This is a genomic window from Nostoc parmelioides FACHB-3921, assembly GCF_014696625.1.
Classification (GTDB): Bacteria; Cyanobacteriota; Cyanobacteriia; order Cyanobacteriales; family Nostocaceae; genus Trichormus; species Trichormus parmelioides.
In genome coordinates this window covers 1-23,831 of record NZ_JACJQL010000045.1, presented here as the reverse complement: position 1 = coordinate 23,831, position 23,831 = coordinate 1, and the positions used below count along the sequence as shown (strand labels likewise).

Genomic DNA, 23,831 nt, shown 5'->3' with positions numbered 1-23,831 from the left:
AGAATAGTATTTATGAGGTATCTTGATTTAATTAAATTATCATCTGTTCCCTTAAACCCCTACACCCTTAAACCCTTAAACCCCTACACCCAATCTACGCTGGTTTCATGACAACTACACCATAAGCCTCTGGGCAAAGATACTGGTTAGCAGCCAAGAGTAAATCTGGTGCTTCTTGGGTTTGAATATGGGCTGGGTAGTTAAAGGCTGGTTCTAAATCTCCTACCAGTGATTGATAGAATCCATATAATCCAGCGCGATCGCTTGGTGTTTCGTTACCAAAAATAAATCTGTTGGCTACACGCTTACGGACACGAGCGATTTCTTTTTCTGTGACTAACTCTGTTTGTAGTTTACGGATATGTTGGGCGATCGCTTCCTCTACGGCTTGTAAATCTTCTATCGCACACTTAGCGGAAATATAAAACGTTCCTTGCAAACGATTACTCATATTGCTGACAGAAATCGAAGTCACAAGTCCTCGTTCTTCCCGTAAATCCTGCACTAACCTTGATGTTCTTCCATGTGCCAAAATACCCGCCAAAACATCTAAGCCATAAGTCTGTTCTAGTTGGTTCAACCCAGGAACTCGCCAAACCATGATTAGTCTTGCTTGCTGAAGACTTTCATCCACAAATTCCCGACGCACAATTTCTGTAAATGCAGGTTCGAGATTGAGGGGGCGGGGAGTAGGGAGTGGGGAGTGGGAAGTTTTTTCGAGTTGGTTAAATCCTTCGACAATAGTTTCAATTAACTGTTCTTCCGGTAAATTACCTACAGCCACAGCCGTGATTGACTGGGGTTGATACCAACTAGCGTGAAAATCTCGCATCTGTTGGGGTGTCAGTTGGGAAATCACCGATTCTGGCCCCAATACTGGACGACGGTAGGGTAACTCTGCAAATGCTGTTTCCATTGCCCGGCGGAAGGTGCGACGGCGGGGGTTATCTTCAGAACGTTTGATTTCTTCCAAGACTACAAAGCGCTCGCGTTCAAAGGCTTCATCAGGAATACTGGCATTTAAAACTACATCTATTTGTAATGGCGCTAATTTGGCAAAGTCTTGAGGAGCAGTATTTATATAGTAATGAGTATAGTCTTGGCTAGTAGCGGCATTAGTTACAGCGCCCCGCTCTTCTATGTGACGTTCAAACTCACCACTAGCCAGGCGCTCAGTTCCTTTGAAAATCATGTGTTCTAAGAAATGAGCCATGCCGTTAATGGCATCAGGTTCTACAGATGAGCCAACATCAATCCACAAGCTGAGATTCACGGCTTCAACTGGCATTTGCTCCACTATGATGGTCAAACCATTGGGTAGTGTATGTAGCTTTGGGGCATTAAGTCGGGGCAGTTTCCGCAGGGTTGAGGTCATGGGTAGTGGGGAGTTAACAGATCTGTTACTTCATATTATCCGCCACGAGATTAGGGTATGGGCATTTTCTTTGTCTCATAGAAAAACAACGGACAACTAACAACTGACCATTGACACCCATAGAGCATTAAAATTATGAGTAGTAATATTAATTTTTGTAAACTAAATGTCTAATATTGTTAAGCAAAATAAACCCCGTGTAGTTGTGATTGGTGCGGGAATTGGTGGGTTGACGGCTGGTGCATTATTAGCTCATCGTGGTTACAGCGTCCTGATCTTAGACCAAGCCCTCGTTCCTGGGGGTTGTGCTTCTACATTTAAACGCCAAGGATTCACCTTTGATGTGGGTGCAACTCAGGTTGCAGGGTTAGAACCGGGGGGAATCCATCACCGCATCTTTTCCGAACTGGAAATAGATTTACCAGATGCAACACCTTGTGACCCTGCTTGTGCAGTTTATTTACCTGGGGAAAATACACCTATCAATGTCTGGCGTGATCCTGAGAAGTGGCAAGAAGAACGCCAAAGACAATTTCCTGGGAGTGAACCATTTTGGCAATTGATGGCTACTTTATTTGATGCCAGTTGGGAGTTTCAAGGACGTGACCCAGTTTTACCGCCCCGTAATTTATGGGATTTGTGGCAGTTAACCCAGGCGGTACGTCCCAGTACCTTAGTTACTGTACCCTTCACATTATTTACCGTGGGTGATGCTTTAAGGTTGTGTGGGTTGGGAAATGACCACCGACTGAGGACGTTTTTGGATTTGCAACTCAAGCTATATTCTCAAGTCAACGCTGAAGAGACAGCTTTACTTTATGCTGCAACGGCGTTGAGTGTGTCCCAACTACCACAGGGATTATTTCACCTAGAAGGTAGTATGCAGGTATTGAGCGATCGCCTAGTCGAAGCCTTAGAAAGAGATGGCGGTAAATTATTGATGCGCCATACTGTTGAACAAATCAAGGTAGAAAACGGTAAAGCCTCTGCTGTCGTTATCAGAAACCAAAAAACCGGCGAAGTGTGGACAGAAACAGCAGACCATGTAGTTGCTAACGTGACTGTGCAGAACTTAGTGCAGCTATTAGGCGACAAGGTTCCATCAGGCTATAAACAACGCGTCAATAAACTTCCCCAAGCATCAGGGGCGTTTGTTGTGTATTTGGGTGTAGATGCTAGCGCTATCCCGCCCGAATGTCCCCCCCATTTGCAGTTTTTGTATGATGCTGATGGCCCCATTGGGGAGAATAACTCTTTGTTTGTGTCTGTCAGTCATGCTGGTGATGGACGCGCGCCAGCAGGACAAGCTACAATCATCGCCTCATCCTTTGTAGACCCCCAACAGTGGTGGAGTACTGAAGATTACCCAGGGTTGAAACAGAAATTTACCCAAGAAGCGATCGCCAAATTAGCTCAATACTTTTATCTCAAACCGGAAACGATTATTTATCAAGAAGCTGCTACACCGCGCACCTTCGCCCATTACACCGGACGCGATCGCGGTATAGTCGGCGGTATTGGTCAAAGAATCCCCACATTTGGCCCCTTTGGTTTTGCGAATCGTACACCCATTGACCATCTGTGGTTAGTTGGTGACTCCACCCACCCTGGAGAAGGGACAGCCGGTGTCAGCTACTCGGCCTTAACTGTAGTTAGGCAAATTAGTCATTAGTCCATAGTCCATAGTCCAAAATCTTGCAATGTTGACCGTTGACTGTTGACTCAATCAGCAATTTATGAAACCTGTGTAACTCCTAACAGATAAGGATATATTTATCCTAGACTTACACTTTAGATAGTAATAAATTTCGCGTAACATAAGTATCTAATTGTGTAAACATCTACACTAGGCTGGATAGATGAATTACGAGATAGCTCACAAACTCCTAGTAGGACAGACAATAGCAAGTGAGGAAAACCCTGATGCCTTGTTGATGCGAATGAGACATGGAAAACCGCCAGTGCCTGGTCAAATTACCTCAATTTTATTAGCGTTGAAAGTAGTATTTGAGGCGCTGAAAGATTCCCCTAGTCTGGACAAAGAATTAGTTTTTGCACTTTATCAGTTAACCGTTAAGGCTCAACAGCTATTTGTGGCAGGACGTAGAGCCGGTGTAGATTGGCCGCCACTACTCAAAGAAGATTTGCTACGAATAGCTTTAGCTACTGAAAGTATTTTCTCTGGTGTTTGGCAAACCCCACCCCCTGGAAGTTTTTAACAGAGATATCCCCGATTTTTCTAGAAAACCGGGGATATAGATATCACTGCCATATCCTAGCTAACGATTTCGCAGTTCTGCTTCTAACTTGTCTAAGTCATTCTTGAGTAAAACAGTCATTTGCCCGGTGAAGGCCTTGCCGTTTCTAGGTTGGGCGACTTCTACCCAATAAGCGTAGCGATCGCCTACCCGTAATTCTCCCTTCAAAGCTTCCCTGATAGGAGTTTTCGCCAACCGCGCTGAGTTAATGGCGCTTTCGTTGGGATATTCATAAAGCACTTGGGCGCGTTTAAAGTCTTGATAAATATCTAAACCATAAATCACCCGCAAGGATTCTTGTAAACGCTGCAAGCTCATACCGTTAATAGCATCATACATAGCAATGCGTTCAGTCCGAATTACGCTCCGGTCTTTGGTGAATCCTACTTTACCAGGAGGTAATACGGATGCTTGAAAAGTGAATCGTTGGGCTGCTGTATCACTCTTCTGAATCAATAATTTTTCTCCAGCCCTGGGACGGAGGGTGGGATGGGCTTGAATCCAAGTACCCACTTCTTCCGTACTTTGTCCTGGTAACGCATCAGCTTGGGAGTTAGTCAATATTCCTACACACAACCAGGAAATTAGAGAAAAGGGCAAAATCAAAAAGTTTAGCCGAAATTTTTTTACCATTGTCCTATTGGGAACTAAGAGAGAATTTCTCTACTGTGTGTCAACAACACAGTCAATATAGTTTTCCCATTTAGTAGAATAATTTATTCATTAAGTTTGAATTTATTTTTGATCAGATCCTATTTTCTTACCAGTTCCCACAGTATAGTTCTCGTACTGTTTACTGGTGATGTTTGTCGATACCAGATATATTTTTCTTTAATTTGGAGATCAGTTTGTGTTTCAAGCAATCTTTCTAGATTTCCCTGATTCTGATATAAAAACACATTACTAAAATCTTTACCAACTGACTTTACATCTTTTAGTAAACGTATTTCTTGTAAAGTTACATGAGGAGAAAATGAATGAGCAAGAGTGCGAATATCAAACCAATTAGCTATAACTAGAGGTTTTTTAGCTTGATTGACAACTGCCGCGACTTCAGAATGATAATATTCTCTTTGCTTACTCCACCAAGTATTTTCGTGAGTGATTAATCCACAAGATAATATTCCTACTGCAATTATTGTAAATGTTGTTATTTGCCAAAATTTCTGCCGCCAATCTTGTTTACTTTTAGCTAAGATGATTTTGCTAGATATCAAATAAGCCGCTACAATTTCAATAGCTAAACAAGCAGGTATAAAATAACGGATTGGAGTAGATCGTCTTCCTCCTAATATTATATCTGGTGTTGCTAATAAAATAAAAGGAATTATTATCATTAAACCGAGAAATAGCCAGGTTCGTTGTTGGCTATGACCTTTGAGGTGATATATAGCATAAATTATTAAACTTAAATTTAACAAATAAAAAAATAAATTCGTGGATTCAAAAGTTTGATTGAAATCCCAAAAAAGCCGACTAAAATTTAGCATCCAAGTCTTAATTAAAACTACTACAGAAGTAGGTTCTTTAGTCCAGCTTGGAGACTGGTCTTTATGGAAATTGACATTGGCAGCAACAACTAATAACCAAGGTGTAAAAAGCAAGAATGATATCACAGAAGATATTAAATAAGCTACTAATGTTTTACTTAAACGGAAACCTTCTTGAAGGAATATATAAATACTATATGTGAGTATAACTATCACAGAAAGCAAATGAGTATAAAGCATCAGAGTTAAGGTAACAATATAAAGTATCCAACTCCAGATGGTTTGAAAACGCATTGCTCGTAGCAAAGTTAAACTTGTCAGCAAAATGAGGGAGATCCAGAGAGTATATTGTCTAGCTTCTTGAGCATATAGTAAATGGAACGGAGAAACAGCTACCAACGTCATTGCCATCCATCCAACAACGGATGACTGGAATAATTCCACACAAAGCCAATAAATACAAGGAAATACTAAAAGACTAATCACTCCGGCTAAACTTCTAGCAGTCATTAAATCAGAACTCTGAAATCCCATCCACAATCGAGCCAACAAATAGAAAATTGGTGCGTGTTCATAATAGATTATTTGGTAGGTGTCGATTAAATTAGTACCAGGGTATGGACTTTGATAGCTTAGGACTTCTCTTACACTCATTTCTTGTCCCCGAAAAGCCAGGTCTTTAAAGTCTGCTCGACCAGAAATCCAACTCAAACTATCAACCTCATCTCCCCAGTATGGTTTCTGCTCGACATTGACAAATCGAAATAATATTCCAACAGTTAACAAGAGTATAGATATAAAGACTGTTGATTTTTTCATGATTAGCGATCTTGTGATAGAAAAGCGGTTACTTCGTGAGCTATTTGTTTTCCAAACATCGGTTGCATGGTTTAATCAGTGTGTGTATGCCTATGAAAAACTCTCAGGAAAGGATTTAGCTCTTTTAACAATACGTAAGTATTCACTGAAATATACACAAAATTCATTTATAAATATCCGAATTTTTACATAATTTTAGAAGTACAGGTATTAGCTTGGTAGATATGTGAGGTTTGTATTATGCTGGTTGGACTAGTCTTATTATCCTTAGTGACTCTTTGGCTGATTTTTCACAATTCTGAGCGAGATTGGCGTAGTGCTGTGTTATCAGCAGCAGTTTCCTGGGGTGTTCTAGTCACGATTTCTACGGAAGTTTTCAGCCTTTTGCGAATTATCACCTTTGCTTGGGTATTAGCTTTGTGGTTGTTGACTAATCTTGCTTTGGGATGGATTTACTACCGCCTTATTAAAACAGGAAAGCGTACGCTGTTTTCCCCAAAACTTCCCTCCATCACTCCCGTATCCTTAGTATTATTGGGTGGTGTAGCTTTTATTATTGCCACCATTACTATAATTGCGATCGCCTCTCCGCCAAATAATTGGGATTCCATGACTTATCACATGGCGCGGGTGGTGCATTGGATACAAAACCGTAGTCTGGCTCATTATCCTACTTACTACTCAGCCCAATTAGTTCATCCACCTTTTGCAGAGGTGGTGATTTTACATCTGCAAATTCTGAGTGGGGGCGATCGCTTTGCCAATTTAGTACAAGTGTTTAGTATGATTGGTAGCATCATCGGCGTATCATTAATTGCCCAGCAATTAGGAGCAGATAAGCGAGGACAGATTTTTGCTACGGTGTTTTGTGCTACTCTCCCGATGGGTATTTTGCAAAGTTCTAGCACTCAAAACGATTATGCAGTTTGTTTTTGGCTCGTTTGTTTAGCTCATTTTGTTTTGTTGACTTTACCTCATAAAAATCCTCCCACTCACTTAGTTTTAAGTATTGGTGCAAGTTGTGGATTGGCCGTGTATACCAAGAGTTCTGGTTATATCTTTGCTTTTCCCTTCATGGTTTGGTTATTTATCTGGTATGTCAACTCAATGCGCTGGAAAATGTGGAAATCAGGAGCCATCGTAGCTGCTATTTTCTTCACTTTAAATATCGGGCATTATTTACGTAATTTTGATTTATACGGTAATCCTATATCAGCAGCAGAATACTCCAAAGAATACAGAATAGAAATATATAGCTTACCTACATGGATTTCTAATATCATTCGTAATTTGTCTTTGCATACTGATATTGTTAGACACTTAGGTTTGCAAAAAATAATAGAACCATTAACAGGTAAATTAACTAAAATAATTACTATAATTCATAGCTTTTTAGGGGTGGATATGACCGACTCGCGAATAACTCATCCCCCCAACTCTTACAATGGTGTACCAGGGCTGTCTTTTGATGAAAATGTTGCGGGTAATCCTTTACATTTGCTACTGATTTTAATAGCTATAGCCATATTTATCTTTCATAAAAGATTGAGGAGCAATAAAGAATTACTAGCTTATGTCTTATCTTTGGTTGCTGGCTTTTTACTGTTATGTTGGATGCTAAAATTGCAGCCATATCAAAGTCGTCATCATCTTTCTTTATTCGTGCTGTTCTCTGCTTTTGTCGGCTTAGTTTTCTGTCAAGTCTGGAATCGTTATTTTGTCACATTCTTAGCAACGATTCTTTTAGTAACATCCATGCAGTTTGTATTTATCAATAAATTTAGACCTATAGCAGCAGAAAATAATATTTTTAATACTAGCAGAAACGAACTTTACTTTACTAATCGACCTCATCTGATCAATTCATATTTTGAGGCAACTAATTTTGTAAAAACTACACAATGTAAAAATATTGGACTTTCCTTAGGAACCGAACAAACTCCCTCTGCCCGTTATTGGGAATATCCATTTTGGGTTCTATTAAATAATCAACAGCAGCGAGTAATTAAGTTTGCACATATCTTAAACCCTACTAATTTTACTGCTGTGAAATCTCAAGTGTATCCACATAATAAATTTCAACCTTGTGGTATTATTGCCGTGAGAAGAGACGAAGAACCGCCAGTAGAGTCAATGATTTTTAAAAATGTAAAATATACGAAAAAACTATTTTCTAAACCAGTGACTGTGTTAATGAAAGACTAGAGGTAGTGATGTTATCGAATGAATGAATCAAAAATTTATGCAGCAGATTTTTCATGTTCTCAAAATCAAAACGGTATTAGCGATCGCCTTCCTTAGTCAAAAACAGATCGACGAACGGGACTCCGCTCATCAGATGTCAGGTTGAACAACTAGGAGTTTTAATTGATGCTGAATGCTAAAACCAGTTTCGCCTTATTGATGGCTGTGTGTCTCATAGCCACGGGAGTTACAGGATATCTTCTGGGGGGAATTAATCCAGAGTTAATTCAAGCTTGGTTAAAAGCTGCGGGAATTTGGGCCCCTGTTACTTATGTAGCTGTATACGTGGTGGCGACTATTTTGATTTTGCCATCAACGGCATTGAATTTAACTGGTGGAGCGATTTTCGGCCCCTGGATGGGGACATTCTGGACAAGTGTAGGCGCAATTATTGCGGCGATCGCTGCCTTTATTTTTGCACGGACGGTAGGACGGGAAATTGTGGCTCAAAGATTGGCTGGACGTTGGCAAGCTATCGATGCCGAAGTTAGACAAGGAGCCATTTTTTATATGTTTGCTATCCGGCTGATGCCCATCCTACCCTATGGATTAGTAAATTTTGCTGCCGGTTTGACATCAATCAGCTTTAAGGATTATCTAATTGGTACAGCCTTGGGAACAGTACCCGGAATTTTGCCGTTTGTCCTCTTGGGGAGTTCTGGCTTAAAAGCCATCCGTACTGGTGAAGTTCTACCATTATTTGGTGCTTTGGCATTGATTGGAATGCTAGTTGGTGGTTCCACTTGGTATCGTCGTCGTCGCTCTTTTCCCACTCGTAAAAAACCCTAACACATCTCAACTATGCCACCTAAATATTCTTTTATCGTCCCAATTTACAACGAAGAAGAAACCATCACAGAAATGTATCGCCGCATTTCCCAGGTAATGGATCAGATGGATGGTTCAGTCGAATTGTGTTTAGTTAATGACGGTAGCCGCGATCGCTCTCTAAAAATGATGCGAGAATTACATCAAAAAGATCCGCGTGTTGTCTACTTAAGTCTTGCCAGAAATTTTGGTCATCAAATCGCCGTCACCGCAGGTTTAAATTTTGCCCGTGGACAAGTAGTTGTCATTCTCGATGCCGATTTACAAGATCCACCAGAATTGATCGCGGAAATGGTGGAACTATGGCGGCAAGGATATCATATAGTTTATGCCCAAAGAATCAAACGCCGCCAAGAAGGCTGGTTTAAGCGCTTCACCGCCTACGCTTTTTATCGGATTCTCAAACAGTTGGCAGATGTTGATATTCCTACAGATACGGGAGACTTTTGTTTATTAGATAGGCAAGTTGTCGATGTACTCAATGCCATGCCAGAGCGAAATCGTTACATTCGCGGCTTGCGTTCTTGGGTAGGTTTTAACCAAACAGCCGTTAAATTTGAACGAGATCCGCGTTTTGCCGGCGATGTCAAATATACATTTCGTAAATCCTTCGCATTGGCAATTAATGGCATAGTTTCCTTTTCTAAGGTGCCATTAAGGCTTTCAACTTATTTAGGACTGTTTGCAGCAATAGCCTCATTATTAATGTGTCTGTTAGTTTTGTACTGGCGGATTTTCACACCCCATTCCCCCCTAACTGGAATCGCAATTATTCTTATAGCTATCTTCTTTTTGGGAGCAGTACAACTTGTCAGTATTGGTATTTTAGGTGAGTATGTGGGGCGGATTTATGAAGAGGTTAAACAAAGACCACTTTATACATTGTCAGAAGTTAGCGGTTTTGAGCAGCAATATCCTGAGGTGCAACAATCATTAGATACTTCCTCATCTTCATCAAATTAAAGGGTTTCAAGTCAACAGTCAACAGTCAACAATCAACCGTCAACAGTTAACGGTACTACAAACCATTGCCACCTTAATTACTTTCCGCGCTTTCATATCATTAAATACTTGCTCTAAATCTTTTAATAGACGCTGTTCACTGATTAATAATTCAAAAGGGATTTTACGGCTAGCTATGAGAGCCAGCGCCGCGCGGACATATTCAGGGGTGTTGTGAAAAACGCCTTTGAGCGTCAGTTCACTGTAGTGCAGTTGTTCTGTATTGACTGTAATTGTTGTATCTCGTGGGCAACCACCAAATAAATTAACAGTAGCACCAGGACGAGCGCAGGCGATCGCTGTTTCCCAAACGCTGGGTACACCAGTGGCTTCAATCACTACATCTGCACCCCAGCCTTGGGTAAGGTCTTTCACCGTACCAGGAATATCTGGATTTTGATGATAATTAAAGGTTTTCGTCGCTCCCAACTTTTGACCAATTTCTAGCCGTTGGTCGTTACCACCCCACAATAATACCTCAACCTTATCAGCCAAAGCTGCCACAAACATTAACCCAATTGCCCCATCCCCCAAGACAACAACCCTATCTTGAGGTTTTATCTGAGAACGAGCTACCCCATGCAGGACGCAAGCTAAGGGTTCAGTCATAGCTGCTAATGGTAACGGCAACTCATCAGGAACCTGCAATAAATTATGCTGTACTATGAGTGCGGGAATTTTTAAGTATTCGGCAAATGTGCCATTATTCCAAATCAAATTGGGACATAGGGAATATTCTTGACGTTGACAAAAAAAACATTTCATGCAGGGTGCAGAATTATTGGCAACTACGCGATCGCCTATTTGCCAACCAGTAACACCCGCACCCACTGCCACAATTTCCCCGGCGGCTTCATGACCAAATAAAGTAGGCAATTTTAACATCTTGGCATGACCACCACGCCGCCAGACTTTTAAATCTGTGCCACAAGTTGTTGCTGCTCCCACTTTAATTACCACTTCTCCAACATCTGGAGATGGGTCAGCAACTTGTTCTAAGCGTAAATCTTCCTGACCATAAAGCAAGGCTGCTAACACAGCTTTAACCCATAAAACTTAGTTTTCCATGATTGTATCAGGAGAAGTAGACATCGGTGAGAGGTGAAAGTAATCACACTTTTGTCATGGACTATCTTGGCAGAAAAGCAGTATTTATTCTGATGTTCAATGTAAAAAATATAGACATGATTTGTAATTAAACATACCCGTTAAGCCAAAGTATCGGGATTTAAATATATGAATGTCAAGTCAGAATTATTAGTTCAATATACAGAAAATTTCATTATTAAACTTAAATTTATAAAATATGCTTTTGTGATAGGAGCAGTGTTGTGCGATTATCATCAGGCGATCGCCCAAACTCCTGACCCTAGCTCCTTGCCAAAGGATCGTTTAGAAGATATTCCTACTAGGACTTTACCGTCGGAAGTATTACAAAAACCATCAGATCAAGAGCAATTGCCTGCTCCCACGGATCTACTAGAACAGGAAAATCCAGTACAAAATGATACTAATGCCAAATTTAGAGTTGATCGTATTGAAGTTGTTGGTAGTAAAGTTTTCCCACCAGAAAAATTTGCCTCTATTACAGATGCCTATGTGGGTCGAGAAGTATCATTTGCAGAACTGTTGCAAGTTAGAGATGCTATCACCAAACTCTACACTGATAACGGCTATGTAACGACAGGGGCTGTAATTACACCCCAGACAGTAGAAGCTGGAGTGATTCAAATTCAGATAGTAGAAGGCGGTTTGCAGGAAATTAAAATTGTCGGCAATCGGCGACTGCGTAGTCAATACATTCGCGATCGCATCCAACTAGGTGCTAGTAAACCCCTGAACGTACCACGCTTAATAGAAAAGCTGCAACTACTGCGCCTCGATCCGCGTATTCAAAATTTGTCCGCCGAGTTGCAAATGGGTGTAGAACCCGGAACTAACATCTTGCAAGTTGAGGTACAAGAAGCCGATACCTCCTCATTGACAGCAACTTTAGATAATGGGCGATCGCCAAGTGTGGGTAGTTTTCGCCGGGGGATAAATCTGCAAGAGGGAAATTTACTAGGTTTAGGCGACACTCTTAGCGTAGGGTATAACAATACAGATGGCAGTAATGCCATTAATTTAAATTACCAACTGCCAATTAATGCTCACAATGGTACTGTATCCTTCGGTTTTAACCAGGGATGGAATCGTGTAATTGAAGACCCATTCAGCGTCCTAGATATTCAATCAAATACGACCTCTTATGAATTCGGTTATCGACAACCACTAATCCAAAAGCCAACCCAGGAATTAGCCGTGGGGCTATCCTTCTCGCGCCAAGAAAGCCAAACTGAATTAGGGCTGGATAATATTGGTGGGTTTCCTTTATCACCTGGTGCAGATGCAGAAGGAAGAACTAAGATTTCTGCCTTCCGCTTTACCCAGGAGTACACCCAACGCAGTAATGAGCAAGTTTTTGCAGCGCGATCGCAATTTAGCTTGGGCGTAAATTGGTTCGATGCTAATGTGAATCAGGATGAACCAGATAGCCGCTTTTTTGCCTGGCGGGGACAGGCGCAGTGGGTGAGACAGTTAGCACCAGACACTCTATTTTTAGCCAGAGGCGATATCCAACTAGCCTCAACCTCCCTAGTACCCTTGGAACAATTTGGTCTTGGTGGTCAGCAAAGTGTCCGGGGTTATCGCCAAGATACATTACTTACAGATAATGGTTTATTGTTGTCTGGAGAATTGAGGTTACCAATTTTCCGTGCTGCCAAATTGGGAGGTGTGCTACAACTAACACCATTTATTGACGTAGGTACAGGCTGGAATACCCAAAGTAATAATCCATCACCAAGTACCTTTGTGGGTACTGGGTTAGGACTACTTTGGAAACAAGGGGATACTTTCTCAGCCAGGCTAGATTGGGGTATTCCTCTAACATCTGTAGATGGTGAAAAGCGCAGTCTGCAAGAAAATGGTTTGTACTTTTCATTACAGTATTCGCCGTTTTAATCACCTGCCTTTGCGTGAAATCCACATCTTGAGGAAAAATTACAGATAAGTTGATGAAATTAACTATTGTTGGCTTGGTCTTCATCGGCGCAATTCTGACATCTGCTATTGACAACACTGATGTTCACGCTCAGGTAATTCCTGATGGATCTCTCAAAACTGCTGTGACTGGCAGTAATCATTACAGAATCACTGAAGGTAGCCGTGTCGGCAATAATTTATTTCATAGCTTTAGCCAATTTTCTATTCCCAGCAATGGCTCGGCAGTTTTTAATAATGTCGCAGAAATCCAAAATATATTTAGTCGTGTAACTGGCGGCCATATTTCCCATATTGATGGTTTAATTCAAGCTAATGGGAATGCCAACTTCTTCTTACTTAACCCCGCAGGGATTATTTTTGGGCAAAGTGCCAGCTTAAATATTGGTGGTTCATTTGTCGGCACAACTGCCAACAGCATCAAATTCAGTGATGGTAAAGAATTTAGTCTTACCAGTCCCAACGATTCAAATCTTTTGAGTATTAATGTCCCTATAGGCTTGCAGTTTGGCTCAAATCCCAGAGAAATCCAGGTACAGGGAACAGGAAACAATCTCACATCCAGTAATCTCGTATTTGGATTTTATCGGTCATCATCACCTACTGGGGGTTTACAAGTAGGAACTCCAGCAACCTTGGCACTCATTGGAGGAGACATCATCATTCCAGGGGGTATACTCACCGCGCCACAGGGATCAATTACCTTGGGAAGCATTGGACAAAATAACACATCGGCAGTTGTGGGGATGCAAACTACACCCCAAGGTTGGAAATTTAATTATGAGCAGATTTCAGTATTTGGTGATATCAATCTTAGTCAAGCAGCTTTGCTCGATGCTAGTAGTGGCGGTGCAATTACCCTCACAGGTCGAAATATTTCCCTAGCCAATGGCTCTCTAGCACTGATTCAAAATAGAGGTAGTAATACTGCTGGTGACATTCAAGTCAATGCCTCTGGATTACTATCACTGATTGGTCTATCAGCAAATAGGCAAGTCCGCAGTGGTTTAGAAAATCAAACACTCAGTAATGGTAACGCGGGAAATATTCAGATAAAGGCGGCTGATATTCAAATTATAGGTAGTGCGGGTATTCTCTCCCGCAGTTTCAGCACTGGTATTACAGGTAAAATTGACATCAATGTCACTAATCATATTCAATTAAGGGAAGTTGCAGAAAACGTTAATGGTAGTAGTATTATTGGGACTTTAGTATTTGGCTCTGGAAATGCAGGTGATATCCAAGTCAAAGCCAATCAAATCACGCTTTTATCAGGCGGTAATATTAATTCTTCTTCTTTGGGTCTAGGTAATGGCGGCAATTTAATGGTGGATGTAGCCGATACCATTAGCATCGCTGGTGTTAACCCACTTACTCAAAGTGCATCTTCCATTGGTTCTGTGAGTTTTAGTAGAGGTAACTCCGGTTCAGTGGTTGTCAATGCCAGTCAATTGCGACTGCGCGATCGCGGACGGGTGACTACAGGTGGTTTTGCTCAAGGAAATGCTGGTAGTGTTGTCGTCAATACCACAGAATCCATTGATATTTCTGATGCTTTGAGTGTGATAGACTCTTCTATTGACATTCTCCCCGCCGTCACTAGAGCCAATTTTCGTCTCCCTGATGTTCCCAGTGGCAATGCAGGAAGCGTCACAATTGATACTAAAAATCTCAGAATTAGTAACCAAGGGCAAGTTTCTGTCAGGAACGATGGATTAGAAAATGCAGGAGTTCTCAAAATCCGTGCTAACAATATCCAACTATTTAACAATGGTAGTATTGCAGCCCTGACTAAAGCAGGTGAAGGCGGAAATATCAACCTCCAGACACAAAACCTCACACTCCAGCAAGACAGCTTTATTTCCGCCACCTCTGGGGGCAAAGGAAATAGTGGTAATATCACCATTGATTCTGCAATCATTTTAGGCAGGGGCAACAGTGATATTATTGCCAACGCTTCCCAAGGCCGTGGTGGCAATATCAATATCATCACCCAAGGGATAATTGGTTTAGAGTTCCGCAATACCCTTTCTCCCAGAACCGACTCTACAAACGACATCACAGCCAGTTCTGAGTTTAACGTCAATGGTCAAGTGGAAATCAATAATATTGGTGTTGATCCCAATTCCGCTTTAGTGGAACTAGCCGCAAATCTCGCTGATTCATCTCAGCAAATAGCCAGTGGTTGTACTGACAATAGTGGTAGCAGTTTTGTTGCAACAGGAAGAGGTGGAATACCGCAAAATCCCAATCAGGAAGTGAGGAGCGATCGCTCTTGGTCAGACATCCGCGATATCTCTGCGTTCCACGCCAAACAACCAGCACAAGCACTAATACCAAAATCTCCACAAACTCTTGTGCAAGCAACTGGTTGGCATCGTCATGCTCAAGGTAAAGTGGAACTAGTTGCCATCTCATCTATCACATCCAACCCATTACCATTAAACTGTACTGCTATTTCTCAAAGGTAATTTGCTTACGCATATTTTCTCATCACAAATGTTCAAAATTACAGGAGCCTGGGAATAATAAACTGGGTATAAATAGAGACTATGTAATGAAACAACTATCTGTTTGCTTAGATTTTGTGACTCGAATCTCAACAGGAATCATGCTATTACCATCGGTATTCATCTTGCTGTGGAATGGTTGTGCTAGCGCTCAAATCGCTCCAGATGGCAGCTTCCAGACCAATGTCACCCAAGATGGGAATCAATTTACCATTACTCATGGTAGTCAAGCAGGCAGTAATTTATTTCACAGTTTTAGTCAATTTTCCATTCTTACCAATGGTTTAGCAAAATTTGACTTAACCAATACAACAAATATTACCACTATATTTAGTCGAGTTACTGGTGGTAACATTTCTCATATTGATGGCAAAATTCAAATTATTCCAGCAGGCAGCAACGCTGTTAGTCTGTTTCTTCTCAATCCTAGTGGGATAGTTTTTGGATCTCAAGCCAGTCTCAATATAAGCGGGTCATTTGTGGCTACTACTGCCGACAGTATTAGATTCGCTGACGGCTTTAAGTTTGATGCTACCCAAACTACCACACCACCCTTATTAACCATGAGTGTGCCTGTAGGGCTACAATTAGGCAGTAATGCTGGCACAATTCGTACCCAAGGCACACCAGCATTCAATTTCTTAGCTCGCACCCCACAAAATTTTCAGGCTCAAACAGTGGCCTTAGTGGGTAGTGAAATTGATATGAATCAAAGCAGCATTAATAATCCCGATGGCAGAGTGGAATTATGGGCATTGCGGAATGCAGAGGTGGGATTGAATAATCAAACAGGATTGCAACTAATTAGCCCTGCAACAGCCGACTGGGGACTAATTTCCCTCAGACAAGCCTCATATATCGATACCAGTGGAGTAAATGGGGGAGCTATTAATATCCGTGGCCGCGGTTTAACATTAAAGGAAGGTTCGGGGATTACTTCGGCTACAGGAGCATTTGGGCAAGGACAAGGAATCACCGTTAAAACCACGGAATTTATTGATTTGTTAGGGGTGTCAGATCCACAAAATTATGACACCCCTGGATTATTCACTACTGTATCTGGAAGTGGTGCCAAGGCGGGAGATATTACCATCGAGACAGAAAGTTTACGGATTCAGAATGGAGCATGGTTGCAATCTATCAACAATGGTTTTGCCTTCGATTCCTCAACTTTCACAGCTGCTCCCATCAACGATACTACTACAGGCAACATTACCGTTCTTGCTAAGGATGTGGAAGTGAGTGGGTATAACCCATTTCCCAATCCTTTTACTGGAGTTGCTAATTTTAGACCTAGTGCTATTACCACCTTAGTTAATAGTGGCAAAAGAAATAATAGTGGCACTATCACCATTGAAGCTAATCAAGTTCGTCTGCTGAACGGTGGACGTATTAGTGCCAGTATAATAGGTTTCCCATTTGCTGGTTTAGACTCAATCACTGTTGGTAATTCTGGAGATATCTTTATTCAAGCTAGGGAGTCTCTAGAAATTAATGGAACTACGGCTGGGGGATTAACTGGTGCTATCACAAGTTCAATTCAAGCTTTTGCTCAAGGTGAAGCTGGCAATATTACTATTAACACAGGAAATTTGCGCGTCACAGATGGTGGAGCGATCGCTAGTGAGCTATCAGGTACTGGCAATGCTGGGAATATAGCGATTCAAGCTCAAAATGTAGAAGTCAGTAAACCAAAGCTCGATAGTTTTAGTAATACAGTTAGTGGTATTACTGTGGCAGTGAATAAAAATGCGGTTGGTAATGGTGGCAATATTAGTCTACAAGCTGAACGCCTACGCGTGTTCCAAGGAGGTCAGATCACTTCATCTAGCTTAGGTCAAGGATCTGCTGGTAGTGTGAATTTACGGGTTAATGATATTGATGTGCAGGGTTTTTCTGAACCTTTACGCGATGGTCGCATATTGCCTAGTAGTATCACAGCATCCGCAGCCAATAACTTTACTGCTCGGTCAGTTAATATTAATGCTAGCCAATTGAGTGTGCGGGATGGGGCAGAAATTACCGTGAGCAATCTTGGTTCTGGGGATGCAGGTAACTTAAATATTAATGCTAGCCAGATATTTTTAGATAATGGCGGTAGCTTACGAGCCGAAGTGAATGGAGGTAGTCGCGGTAACATCCGACTCAATGCCAGTGACTTTGTTCTCCTCAGAAATGGTAGTAGTATTGTCACCAATGCTCGTGGTACTTCCACAGGGGGCAATATTAACATTAGTGCAGAGTCAATTATTGCTGTCCCCGCAGAAAACAGTGATATTGCTGCTAATGCCGTTTTAGGACAAGGTGGTAACATTCAAATTACCACTCAAGGCCTTTTAGGGTTGCAGTTCGGAGACCAACCCACACCCGATAGTGATATTACTGCCAGTTCCCAGTTTGGGCTAAGTGGTACGGTGCAAGTCAATACAGTTGGTGTTGCTCCTAATGCAGGTTTAGTAGAATTACCTGCCAATGTCACCGATCCATCCAAACAAATAGCTAGTGGATGTACAGATACTAGTGGTAGTAGTTTTGTCGCTACAGGACGGGGTGGAATACCGCAAAATCCCACACAGGAGATAAGGAGCGATCGCCCTTGGTCAGACATCCGCAATATATCTGCATTCCACAAAATACAACCAGCACCAGCCCAAACATCACAATCACCAAAAACGCTTGTCTCGGCTACTTCTTGGCGACGTAACGCCCAGGGGAAAGTTGAACTGATTGCCAATAACTATTCTCATCAGATGCAAGCATCACTAACCTGTACTGCTGTTAATCAAATTTAATTATGTTATCTTTCATACCTTTACGGGAACTCTAAATTTAATGAATTTAATCATGTATTAGCAATGGAGATATTTGACGAGTTTAATCATGTCTTAGCAAGAAAAAGTAATTACAAACTATTAAATCTGGGGTGTCGATTATTGTTAACAGCACTGACACCTGGATTTTTGATTTCAGGTATATCGTCACCAGTCTTAGCTCAGGTGATATCCGATGGTACTACTCTCACTCATGTCGAGAGCCAAGGTGATAATTTCCAGATTATCAATGGCAGTATTGAAGGTAGTAATTTATTTCATAGCTTCAGTAAATTTTCTATTCCCAACAACGGTTCTGCTAACTTCAGCAGTCCTTCTGGTATCCACAACATTTTTAGTCGGGTGACTGGTGGTGATGTTTCTTATATTCATGGTTCCATCAAAACTAATAGTGGCGTGAATCTATTTTTGCTCAACCCCGCCGGGATAATATTTGGTGCTGATGCTCGCTTAAATTTGGGTGGTTCCTTTGTAGCGACGACCGCCAATAGTATTCAATTTGCTGATGGTAGAGAGTTTAGTGCAACCAAGCTCAGTCAATTGCCATTGTTCACTATGAGTGTACCCATTGGCTTACAGTTTGGTCAAAACACGGGAAAGATTGCCTTACAAGGAACTGGACATCATCTCACTTCTCAAAATCCACTGATTACTCCCTATGCTCCTACGGTATTAGAGGCTAATTTGGCTGTGACACCGGGACAGACATTAGCGCTTTTGGGTTCTTCTATTGACCTGAATGGTGGGATTTTGCTTGCTCCCCAGGGACGAGTTGAACTCGGTGGTGTAGTTGAAGGTGAAGTTACACTCAATAAAGTTGGTCAAGGATTTAACCTGGATTATCAAAACATTTCTACATTTGGTGATATTAATCTTGCAGGGCGATCGCTGGTAAACGTCAATGGTATTAATGCAGGTTCTATTCAAGTACAAGGTCGCACAGTTAGCCTTACAGATGGCTCTGTATTATGGGTGCAAAACCGAGGAATTCAAAAAGCTGGAGATATTTATGTTTTCGCCTCTGATACTCTGAAATTGTCTGGTGCAACCACTGATCTGAAAATTCGTAGCAGTATTATCAACGAGACCGTCAACAGTGGTAGGAGTGGTAATATTAGCGTTATCACACCAAATTTAAGCGTTAGCAACGGTGCGGTAGTGGGTAACCGTAATTATAGATCTGCCGATAGTGGTTATATCAACATCATAACCTCTAATTTGAATGTTAATGGTTACATTTCTAGCGACCCTTCAGCTTATGCAGCAATCGGAACACTCACATCCTCCACAGGAAAGGCTGGTGATGTGAAAGTCACAACACAGAATTTATCTGTGTTAGATGGTGCTTATCTCGGTTCTACAACCTTTGGACTGGGTACGAGTGGTGCAGTTACAATTGATGCCGATAGCATTAACGTCATTGGCGCAACTCCCATAAGTATTGCTAGCGTCATTGCTAATACGACTATTGGTCATGGTGGTAATGCTGGGAAACTGAGACTGAATACTCGCACACTCACAATCAAGGAAAGTGGTAGTGTAACAACTGCGAGTCTTGGGGTAGGTAATGCTGGTGATTTGACTGTGAATGCGACGGAATCAATTAATTTAAGTGGACGATCGCCAAATATTACCTATGGTAGTAATATTTCTTCAACTGTTAGCTTTTTGAGCGCTGATTATTATACCCAATTATTAAATTTGAGCGAAATTCCTAGAGGTTCTTCGGGACAGGTGAGTGTTAATACTCCTATCCTTAAAATTAGCGACGAAGCCAGAATTAATACTGGTAACTATGGGATTGGGAATGCAGGCGCACTGAACATTAATACGGAAATGGTGGAGTTAAATAAGGGCTTTTTAGCGAGTTTTACAGCTTCAGGACAAGGTGGTGATATGAATATCCACACAAACGCGCTCATTCTTCGAGATCAGAGCTTGATTATAGGAACTGCTTTAGGTTCAGGAGATGGCGGCAATATTATGATTAATTCGCCAGTTATCGTCGGATTTAACAACAGTGACGTTATGGCTAACGCAGTCACAGGTCGCGGTGGTAACATTCAAATCACAACTCAAGGTATGTTTGGACTGAAGTTTCGCCCCCAACTTACTCCAGAAAATGACATTACAGCCAGTTCTCAATTTGGTGTTAACGGTACAGTACAAATCAATCATGTTGGTGTTGACCCCAACTCTGGTTTAGTTGAACTACCTGCAAATATTACTGACCCGTCACAGCAAATTGCTACAGGATGTGCAGATACTAGTGGTAGTAGTTTTGTCGCTACTGGTAGAGGTGGAATACCACAAAATCCCATGCAGGAAGTGAGGAGCGATCGCACTTGGTCAGACATCCGCGATATCTCTGCATTCCACACAACGAAACCAACACAAGTGCAAATACCAGAATTACCTAAAACACTTGTCCAAGCAACTAGCTGGCGACGTAACCCTCAAGGCAAAATTGAATTAATTGTCGCTAGATCTTCTTCGCAGATGTCACAAGCCTTAACCTGTGCAGCCGCAGTTGAAAATTAACTACCGTTAAACAATTTATTGTCTTGGGAAAGATAAATATGGAATAGAACACAAGAAATAGATTCATGAAATTAACTTTTGCTAGTTTGGGCTTAATAGGTGTAATTTTGATGTTTGCTATTTACCATAGTGATGTTCATGCTCAGGTAACTCCTGATGGAACTCTCGACACTGATGTGAGTGGTAGTAATAATTACACCATTACTAATGGTAGCCGTGTTGGTAATAATTTATTTCATAGTTTCAGCCAATTTTCTGTTCCTAGCAATGGTTCCGTGGCCTTTAATAATGACGCAGACATCCAAAATATTTTTAGTCGAGTGACTGGGGGTAATATTTCTCATATAGATGGTGCCATTAATGCCAAGGGTAGCGCCAACTTATTCTTACTCAACCCATCTGGGATTATTTTTGGGAAAGATGCTAGCTTAAATATTGGTGGTTCATTTGTAGCAACAACAGCCAATAGCATTAGATTTGTCGAGGGAGCAGAATTTAGTGCGGTAAATCCCACCGCTAAACCCCTATTAACAATGACTGTACCCATCGGCTTGCAAATGGGTAATTATCCTGCATCGATACAAGTCCAAGGGACAGGACATAGCCTCAATACCAACAATACTTTTTCTCCTATAATTCGCAATCCTAGCCTAACCAAACTACAAGTACAGTCAGGAAAAACCTTAGCATTGGTGGGTGGAAATATCACTTTGGATGGTGCTACCCTGAGTGCAGCAACGGGTCACATAGAATTAGGGAGTCTGGGAGGCGCAGGATTAGTTAGTTTAGTAACGACTACTCAGGGTTATCAATTGCAGTATGAGCAGGGACAAAGCTTTGCTGATATTCAACTAGCACAAAAGTCACTATTAGATGTAAGTGGGTTTAACTCAGGCGCAGTCCAGATCCAGGGAAGAAATATAGAATTTACTGATGGTTCGTTAATTTTCTCCCAGAATTACGGCACTCTTCCCAGTGGAAATATTAATGTGCAAGCATCGGAGGCGATCGCACTTATTGGTACTACACCCGATGCGAAAATTCGCAGTTGGATTCGTTCAGAAGCCTTGGGAGCAGGATCTGGTGCCAATATCAGTATTATTACTCCCCGTTTAACACTCAAAGAAGGTTCAGGAATTAATACTTTAACTTACGGAACTGCTAATAGTGGCAATCTTCAGATTAAAGCAACAGATATTGAGTTATCAGGTTTTTCACCCCTGAATCCTATTGGAGTGACAGCTATTACCACTAGCACCTATGGAAAAGGTTCCACTGGTGATATCTTGATTAATGGGAATAATTTACTAATTTCTGGCGGAGCTTCATTATCATCAGTGACATTTGGTAGTGGTTCTAGTGGTCGTGTGATCATTCACAATCAAAATACCACCGTCATGGGTGAAAATCCTTCTGGACTGTATAGCAATATTAGTATCACTAAATTCGCTGATGGCAATGCCCAAGATTTGACATTAGATACTGGGACTCTGCAAATATTGAATGGTGGAACAATTGGTTCATCTGCATTCCTTGTCGGTAATGGCGGCAATGTGCAAGTCAAGGCTAGCGAAGCGATCGCCATTAGTGGCAGCAGTAGTAACAATAACAGTAATATCAACTCTTCTACTATCCGTTTAAGTCCACAGTTACGCCAGCTATTCAACTTACCAGATATACTGACGGCAAATGCGGGTAATGTGAACATTCATACACCCAAACTCACGCTCACAGATGGTGGAACAGTCAGTGTTACTAGTCAAGGTACTGGGAACGCAGGAAATCTGCAAATTATTGCCAATCAGATCCAATTAAAAAATCAAGCTTTAATTCAGGCGCAAACAGAATCAGGTAATGGTGGTGATATTAGCTTGCAAGTAAAAGATTCGCTCTTAATGCGCGATCGCAGTAAAATTACGACTACAGCAGGCGTTACGGGTAATGGCGGGAATATTAACATTAATTCACCCACGATTGTCGGCTTAGAAAACAGCGACATCACGGCTAATGCTGTTCGAGGTCAAGGTGGTAATATTAACATCACCACTCAGGGAATTATCGGTTTAGAATATGCCTCGCAACTGACATCAGAAAATAATATTACAGCCAGTTCAGAGTTTGGGGTAAATGGTACAGTACAAGTCAATACCATCGGTGTAGATCCGAATTCGGGTTTAGTGGCATTGCCAACAAATTTTACCAATTCATCCCAAAAAATTGCTAGTGGCTGTGCAGATACCAGTGGTAGTAGTTTTGTCGCCACAGGGCGAGGTGGAATACCGCAAAATCCTACTCAGGAAACGAGGAGCGATCGCACATGGTCTGATATCCGCAATCTTGCAGCATTCCGCAAAACACCAGCTTTACAAGCCCAACTATCAAAATCTCCACCAGCGCTTCTCCATGCTACTGCTTGGCATCGTCGCCCTGATGGCAAAGTGGAGTTAATCGCTACTCAACCCAGGTATATGCAACCATCTTTAACCTGCGCTAATGTCGCTGCGGGGAGTAGTAAGTAGGTCGGCGTAAATAATTATTGTTTTGATTGCACTGACTTACTTAACTTGTTTGAAAATAATGTCATATATGTTACTGTTACATTAACGGTGGGCATCCTAATACTATTGCATACAATGTAAGGATGAACGCTGTGAGATTGATGTGCAAAGCTACCAGCAAGAAGTTGAATGCTAGTCTGGCAAGGGTAGCTACAGGGTTATACGCCTTAGGATTTGGCTTACCTTGCTTTGCCCAGGTGACATCAGATGGCACTACTAGCACCATTAGACTTGTCTACAAAAGATAAAAAGCTTACTGTGAAGGGATTATAGGAGATATAACTGAGATAAGATAGTTATCATTGCTGAACGTAAAAATCACGGTTTAAGGAT

At 41.5% G+C, this 23,831-nt stretch carries 16 protein-coding genes; 12 read left to right on the top strand and 4 right to left on the bottom strand.

Annotation, left to right across the window (positions count from 1 at the left end):
* Positions 1-94: 94 nt before the first annotated feature.
* Positions 95-1,375, bottom strand: coding sequence for a M16 family metallopeptidase (locus H6G14_RS23210; RefSeq protein ID WP_190570046.1), 1,281 nt, complete (start codon positions 1,373-1,375; stop codon positions 95-97).
* Positions 1,376-1,541: 166 nt separating this feature from the next.
* On the opposite strand from H6G14_RS23210, the gene crtD reads away from it, so the two are divergent.
* On the top strand, positions 1,542-3,047 hold the full coding sequence (gene crtD, locus H6G14_RS23205; protein WP_190570044.1) for a C-3',4' desaturase CrtD: 1,506 nt from the start codon (positions 1,542-1,544) through the stop codon (positions 3,045-3,047).
* Between the two features lie 187 nt (positions 3,048-3,234).
* Positions 3,235-3,594: a Dethiobiotin synthetase gene (locus tag H6G14_RS23200; protein ID WP_190570043.1), complete on the top strand. Its 360-nt coding sequence runs from the start codon at positions 3,235-3,237 to the stop codon at positions 3,592-3,594.
* 60 nt (positions 3,595-3,654) lie between these two features.
* On the opposite strand, the gene H6G14_RS23195 is transcribed toward H6G14_RS23200, so the two are convergent.
* The gene (locus H6G14_RS23195; RefSeq protein WP_190570041.1) at positions 3,655-4,266 is read right to left on the bottom strand and encodes a hypothetical protein; all 612 of its coding nucleotides are present in this window, start codon (positions 4,264-4,266) and stop codon (positions 3,655-3,657) included.
* Between the two features lie 119 nt (positions 4,267-4,385).
* On the bottom strand, positions 4,386-5,942 hold the full coding sequence (locus tag H6G14_RS23190; protein WP_190570039.1) for a glycosyltransferase family 39 protein: 1,557 nt from the start codon (positions 5,940-5,942) through the stop codon (positions 4,386-4,388).
* Between the two features lie 240 nt (positions 5,943-6,182).
* On the opposite strand from H6G14_RS23190, the gene H6G14_RS23185 reads away from it, so the two are divergent.
* From H6G14_RS23185 to H6G14_RS23175, 4 genes are read left to right on the top strand one after another with little or no spacing between them, the layout of a single operon-like run.
* Positions 6,183-8,147 (top strand): ArnT family glycosyltransferase, encoded by a 1,965-nt coding sequence (locus H6G14_RS23185; RefSeq protein ID WP_190570037.1) that lies wholly within the window; start codon positions 6,183-6,185, stop codon positions 8,145-8,147.
* Positions 8,148-8,169: 22 nt separating this feature from the next.
* Positions 8,170-8,292, top strand: coding sequence for a hypothetical protein (locus H6G14_RS34070; RefSeq protein ID WP_277884325.1), 123 nt, complete (start codon positions 8,170-8,172; stop codon positions 8,290-8,292).
* A gap of 20 nt (positions 8,293-8,312) precedes the next feature.
* Entirely contained in the window at positions 8,313-8,975 is a 663-nt protein-coding gene (locus H6G14_RS23180) for a TVP38/TMEM64 family protein (RefSeq protein ID WP_190570035.1), read from the top strand.
* Positions 8,976-8,987: 12 nt separating this feature from the next.
* Positions 8,988-9,977 (top strand): glycosyltransferase family 2 protein, encoded by a 990-nt coding sequence (locus tag H6G14_RS23175; protein WP_190570032.1) that lies wholly within the window; start codon positions 8,988-8,990, stop codon positions 9,975-9,977.
* A 39-nt stretch (positions 9,978-10,016) separates the two neighbouring features.
* Here H6G14_RS23175 and H6G14_RS23170 read toward each other — a convergent pair whose 3' ends face one another.
* The gene (locus H6G14_RS23170) at positions 10,017-11,054 is read right to left on the bottom strand and encodes an alcohol dehydrogenase catalytic domain-containing protein (protein ID WP_190570031.1); all 1,038 of its coding nucleotides are present in this window, start codon (positions 11,052-11,054) and stop codon (positions 10,017-10,019) included.
* A gap of 198 nt (positions 11,055-11,252) precedes the next feature.
* On the opposite strand from H6G14_RS23170, the gene H6G14_RS23165 reads away from it, so the two are divergent.
* From H6G14_RS23165 to H6G14_RS23140, 6 genes are all read left to right on the top strand, one after another.
* The gene (locus tag H6G14_RS23165; protein WP_190570029.1) at positions 11,253-13,019 is read left to right on the top strand and encodes a ShlB/FhaC/HecB family hemolysin secretion/activation protein; all 1,767 of its coding nucleotides are present in this window, start codon (positions 11,253-11,255) and stop codon (positions 13,017-13,019) included.
* 53 nt (positions 13,020-13,072) lie between these two features.
* On the top strand, positions 13,073-15,529 hold the full coding sequence (locus tag H6G14_RS23160) for a two-partner secretion domain-containing protein (RefSeq protein ID WP_190570027.1): 2,457 nt from the start codon (positions 13,073-13,075) through the stop codon (positions 15,527-15,529).
* 86 nt (positions 15,530-15,615) lie between these two features.
* Positions 15,616-18,360 (top strand): two-partner secretion domain-containing protein, encoded by a 2,745-nt coding sequence (locus tag H6G14_RS23155; protein WP_190570025.1) that lies wholly within the window; start codon positions 15,616-15,618, stop codon positions 18,358-18,360.
* Positions 18,361-18,423: 63 nt separating this feature from the next.
* Positions 18,424-20,940 (top strand): beta strand repeat-containing protein, encoded by a 2,517-nt coding sequence (locus H6G14_RS23150; RefSeq protein WP_190570023.1) that lies wholly within the window; start codon positions 18,424-18,426, stop codon positions 20,938-20,940.
* Positions 20,941-21,005: 65 nt separating this feature from the next.
* Complete coding sequence (locus tag H6G14_RS23145; protein ID WP_190570021.1) at positions 21,006-23,459, top strand: two-partner secretion domain-containing protein; 2,454 nt, start codon at positions 21,006-21,008, stop codon at positions 23,457-23,459.
* A 122-nt stretch (positions 23,460-23,581) separates the two neighbouring features.
* Positions 23,582-23,746: a hypothetical protein gene (locus tag H6G14_RS23140; protein ID WP_190570019.1), complete on the top strand. Its 165-nt coding sequence runs from the start codon at positions 23,582-23,584 to the stop codon at positions 23,744-23,746.
* Positions 23,747-23,831 lie beyond the last annotated feature (85 nt).

What these genes read in the sequence shown, in the direction of transcription:
- H6G14_RS23210 (WP_190570046.1), bottom strand. Translation starts at nt 1,375, where the DNA reads ATGACCTCAACCCTGCGGAAACTGCCCCGACTTAATGCCCCAAAGCTA.
- crtD (WP_190570044.1), top strand. Translation starts at nt 1,542, where the DNA reads ATGTCTAATATTGTTAAGCAAAATAAACCCCGTGTAGTTGTGATTGGT.
- H6G14_RS23200 (WP_190570043.1), top strand. Translation starts at nt 3,235, where the DNA reads ATGAATTACGAGATAGCTCACAAACTCCTAGTAGGACAGACAATAGCA.
- H6G14_RS23195 (WP_190570041.1), bottom strand. Translation starts at nt 4,266, where the DNA reads ATGGTAAAAAAATTTCGGCTAAACTTTTTGATTTTGCCCTTTTCTCTA.
- H6G14_RS23190 (WP_190570039.1), bottom strand. Translation starts at nt 5,942, where the DNA reads ATGAAAAAATCAACAGTCTTTATATCTATACTCTTGTTAACTGTTGGA.
- H6G14_RS23185 (WP_190570037.1), top strand. Translation starts at nt 6,183, where the DNA reads ATGCTGGTTGGACTAGTCTTATTATCCTTAGTGACTCTTTGGCTGATT.
- H6G14_RS34070 (WP_277884325.1), top strand. Translation starts at nt 8,170, where the DNA reads ATGAATCAAAAATTTATGCAGCAGATTTTTCATGTTCTCAAAATCAAA.
- H6G14_RS23180 (WP_190570035.1), top strand. Translation starts at nt 8,313, where the DNA reads ATGCTGAATGCTAAAACCAGTTTCGCCTTATTGATGGCTGTGTGTCTC.
- H6G14_RS23175 (WP_190570032.1), top strand. Translation starts at nt 8,988, where the DNA reads ATGCCACCTAAATATTCTTTTATCGTCCCAATTTACAACGAAGAAGAA.
- H6G14_RS23165 (WP_190570029.1), top strand. Translation starts at nt 11,253, where the DNA reads ATGAATGTCAAGTCAGAATTATTAGTTCAATATACAGAAAATTTCATT.
- H6G14_RS23160 (WP_190570027.1), top strand. Translation starts at nt 13,073, where the DNA reads ATGAAATTAACTATTGTTGGCTTGGTCTTCATCGGCGCAATTCTGACA.
- H6G14_RS23155 (WP_190570025.1), top strand. Translation starts at nt 15,616, where the DNA reads ATGAAACAACTATCTGTTTGCTTAGATTTTGTGACTCGAATCTCAACA.
- H6G14_RS23150 (WP_190570023.1), top strand. Translation starts at nt 18,424, where the DNA reads ATGGAGATATTTGACGAGTTTAATCATGTCTTAGCAAGAAAAAGTAAT.
- H6G14_RS23145 (WP_190570021.1), top strand. Translation starts at nt 21,006, where the DNA reads ATGAAATTAACTTTTGCTAGTTTGGGCTTAATAGGTGTAATTTTGATG.
- H6G14_RS23140 (WP_190570019.1), top strand. Translation starts at nt 23,582, where the DNA reads ATGAACGCTGTGAGATTGATGTGCAAAGCTACCAGCAAGAAGTTGAAT.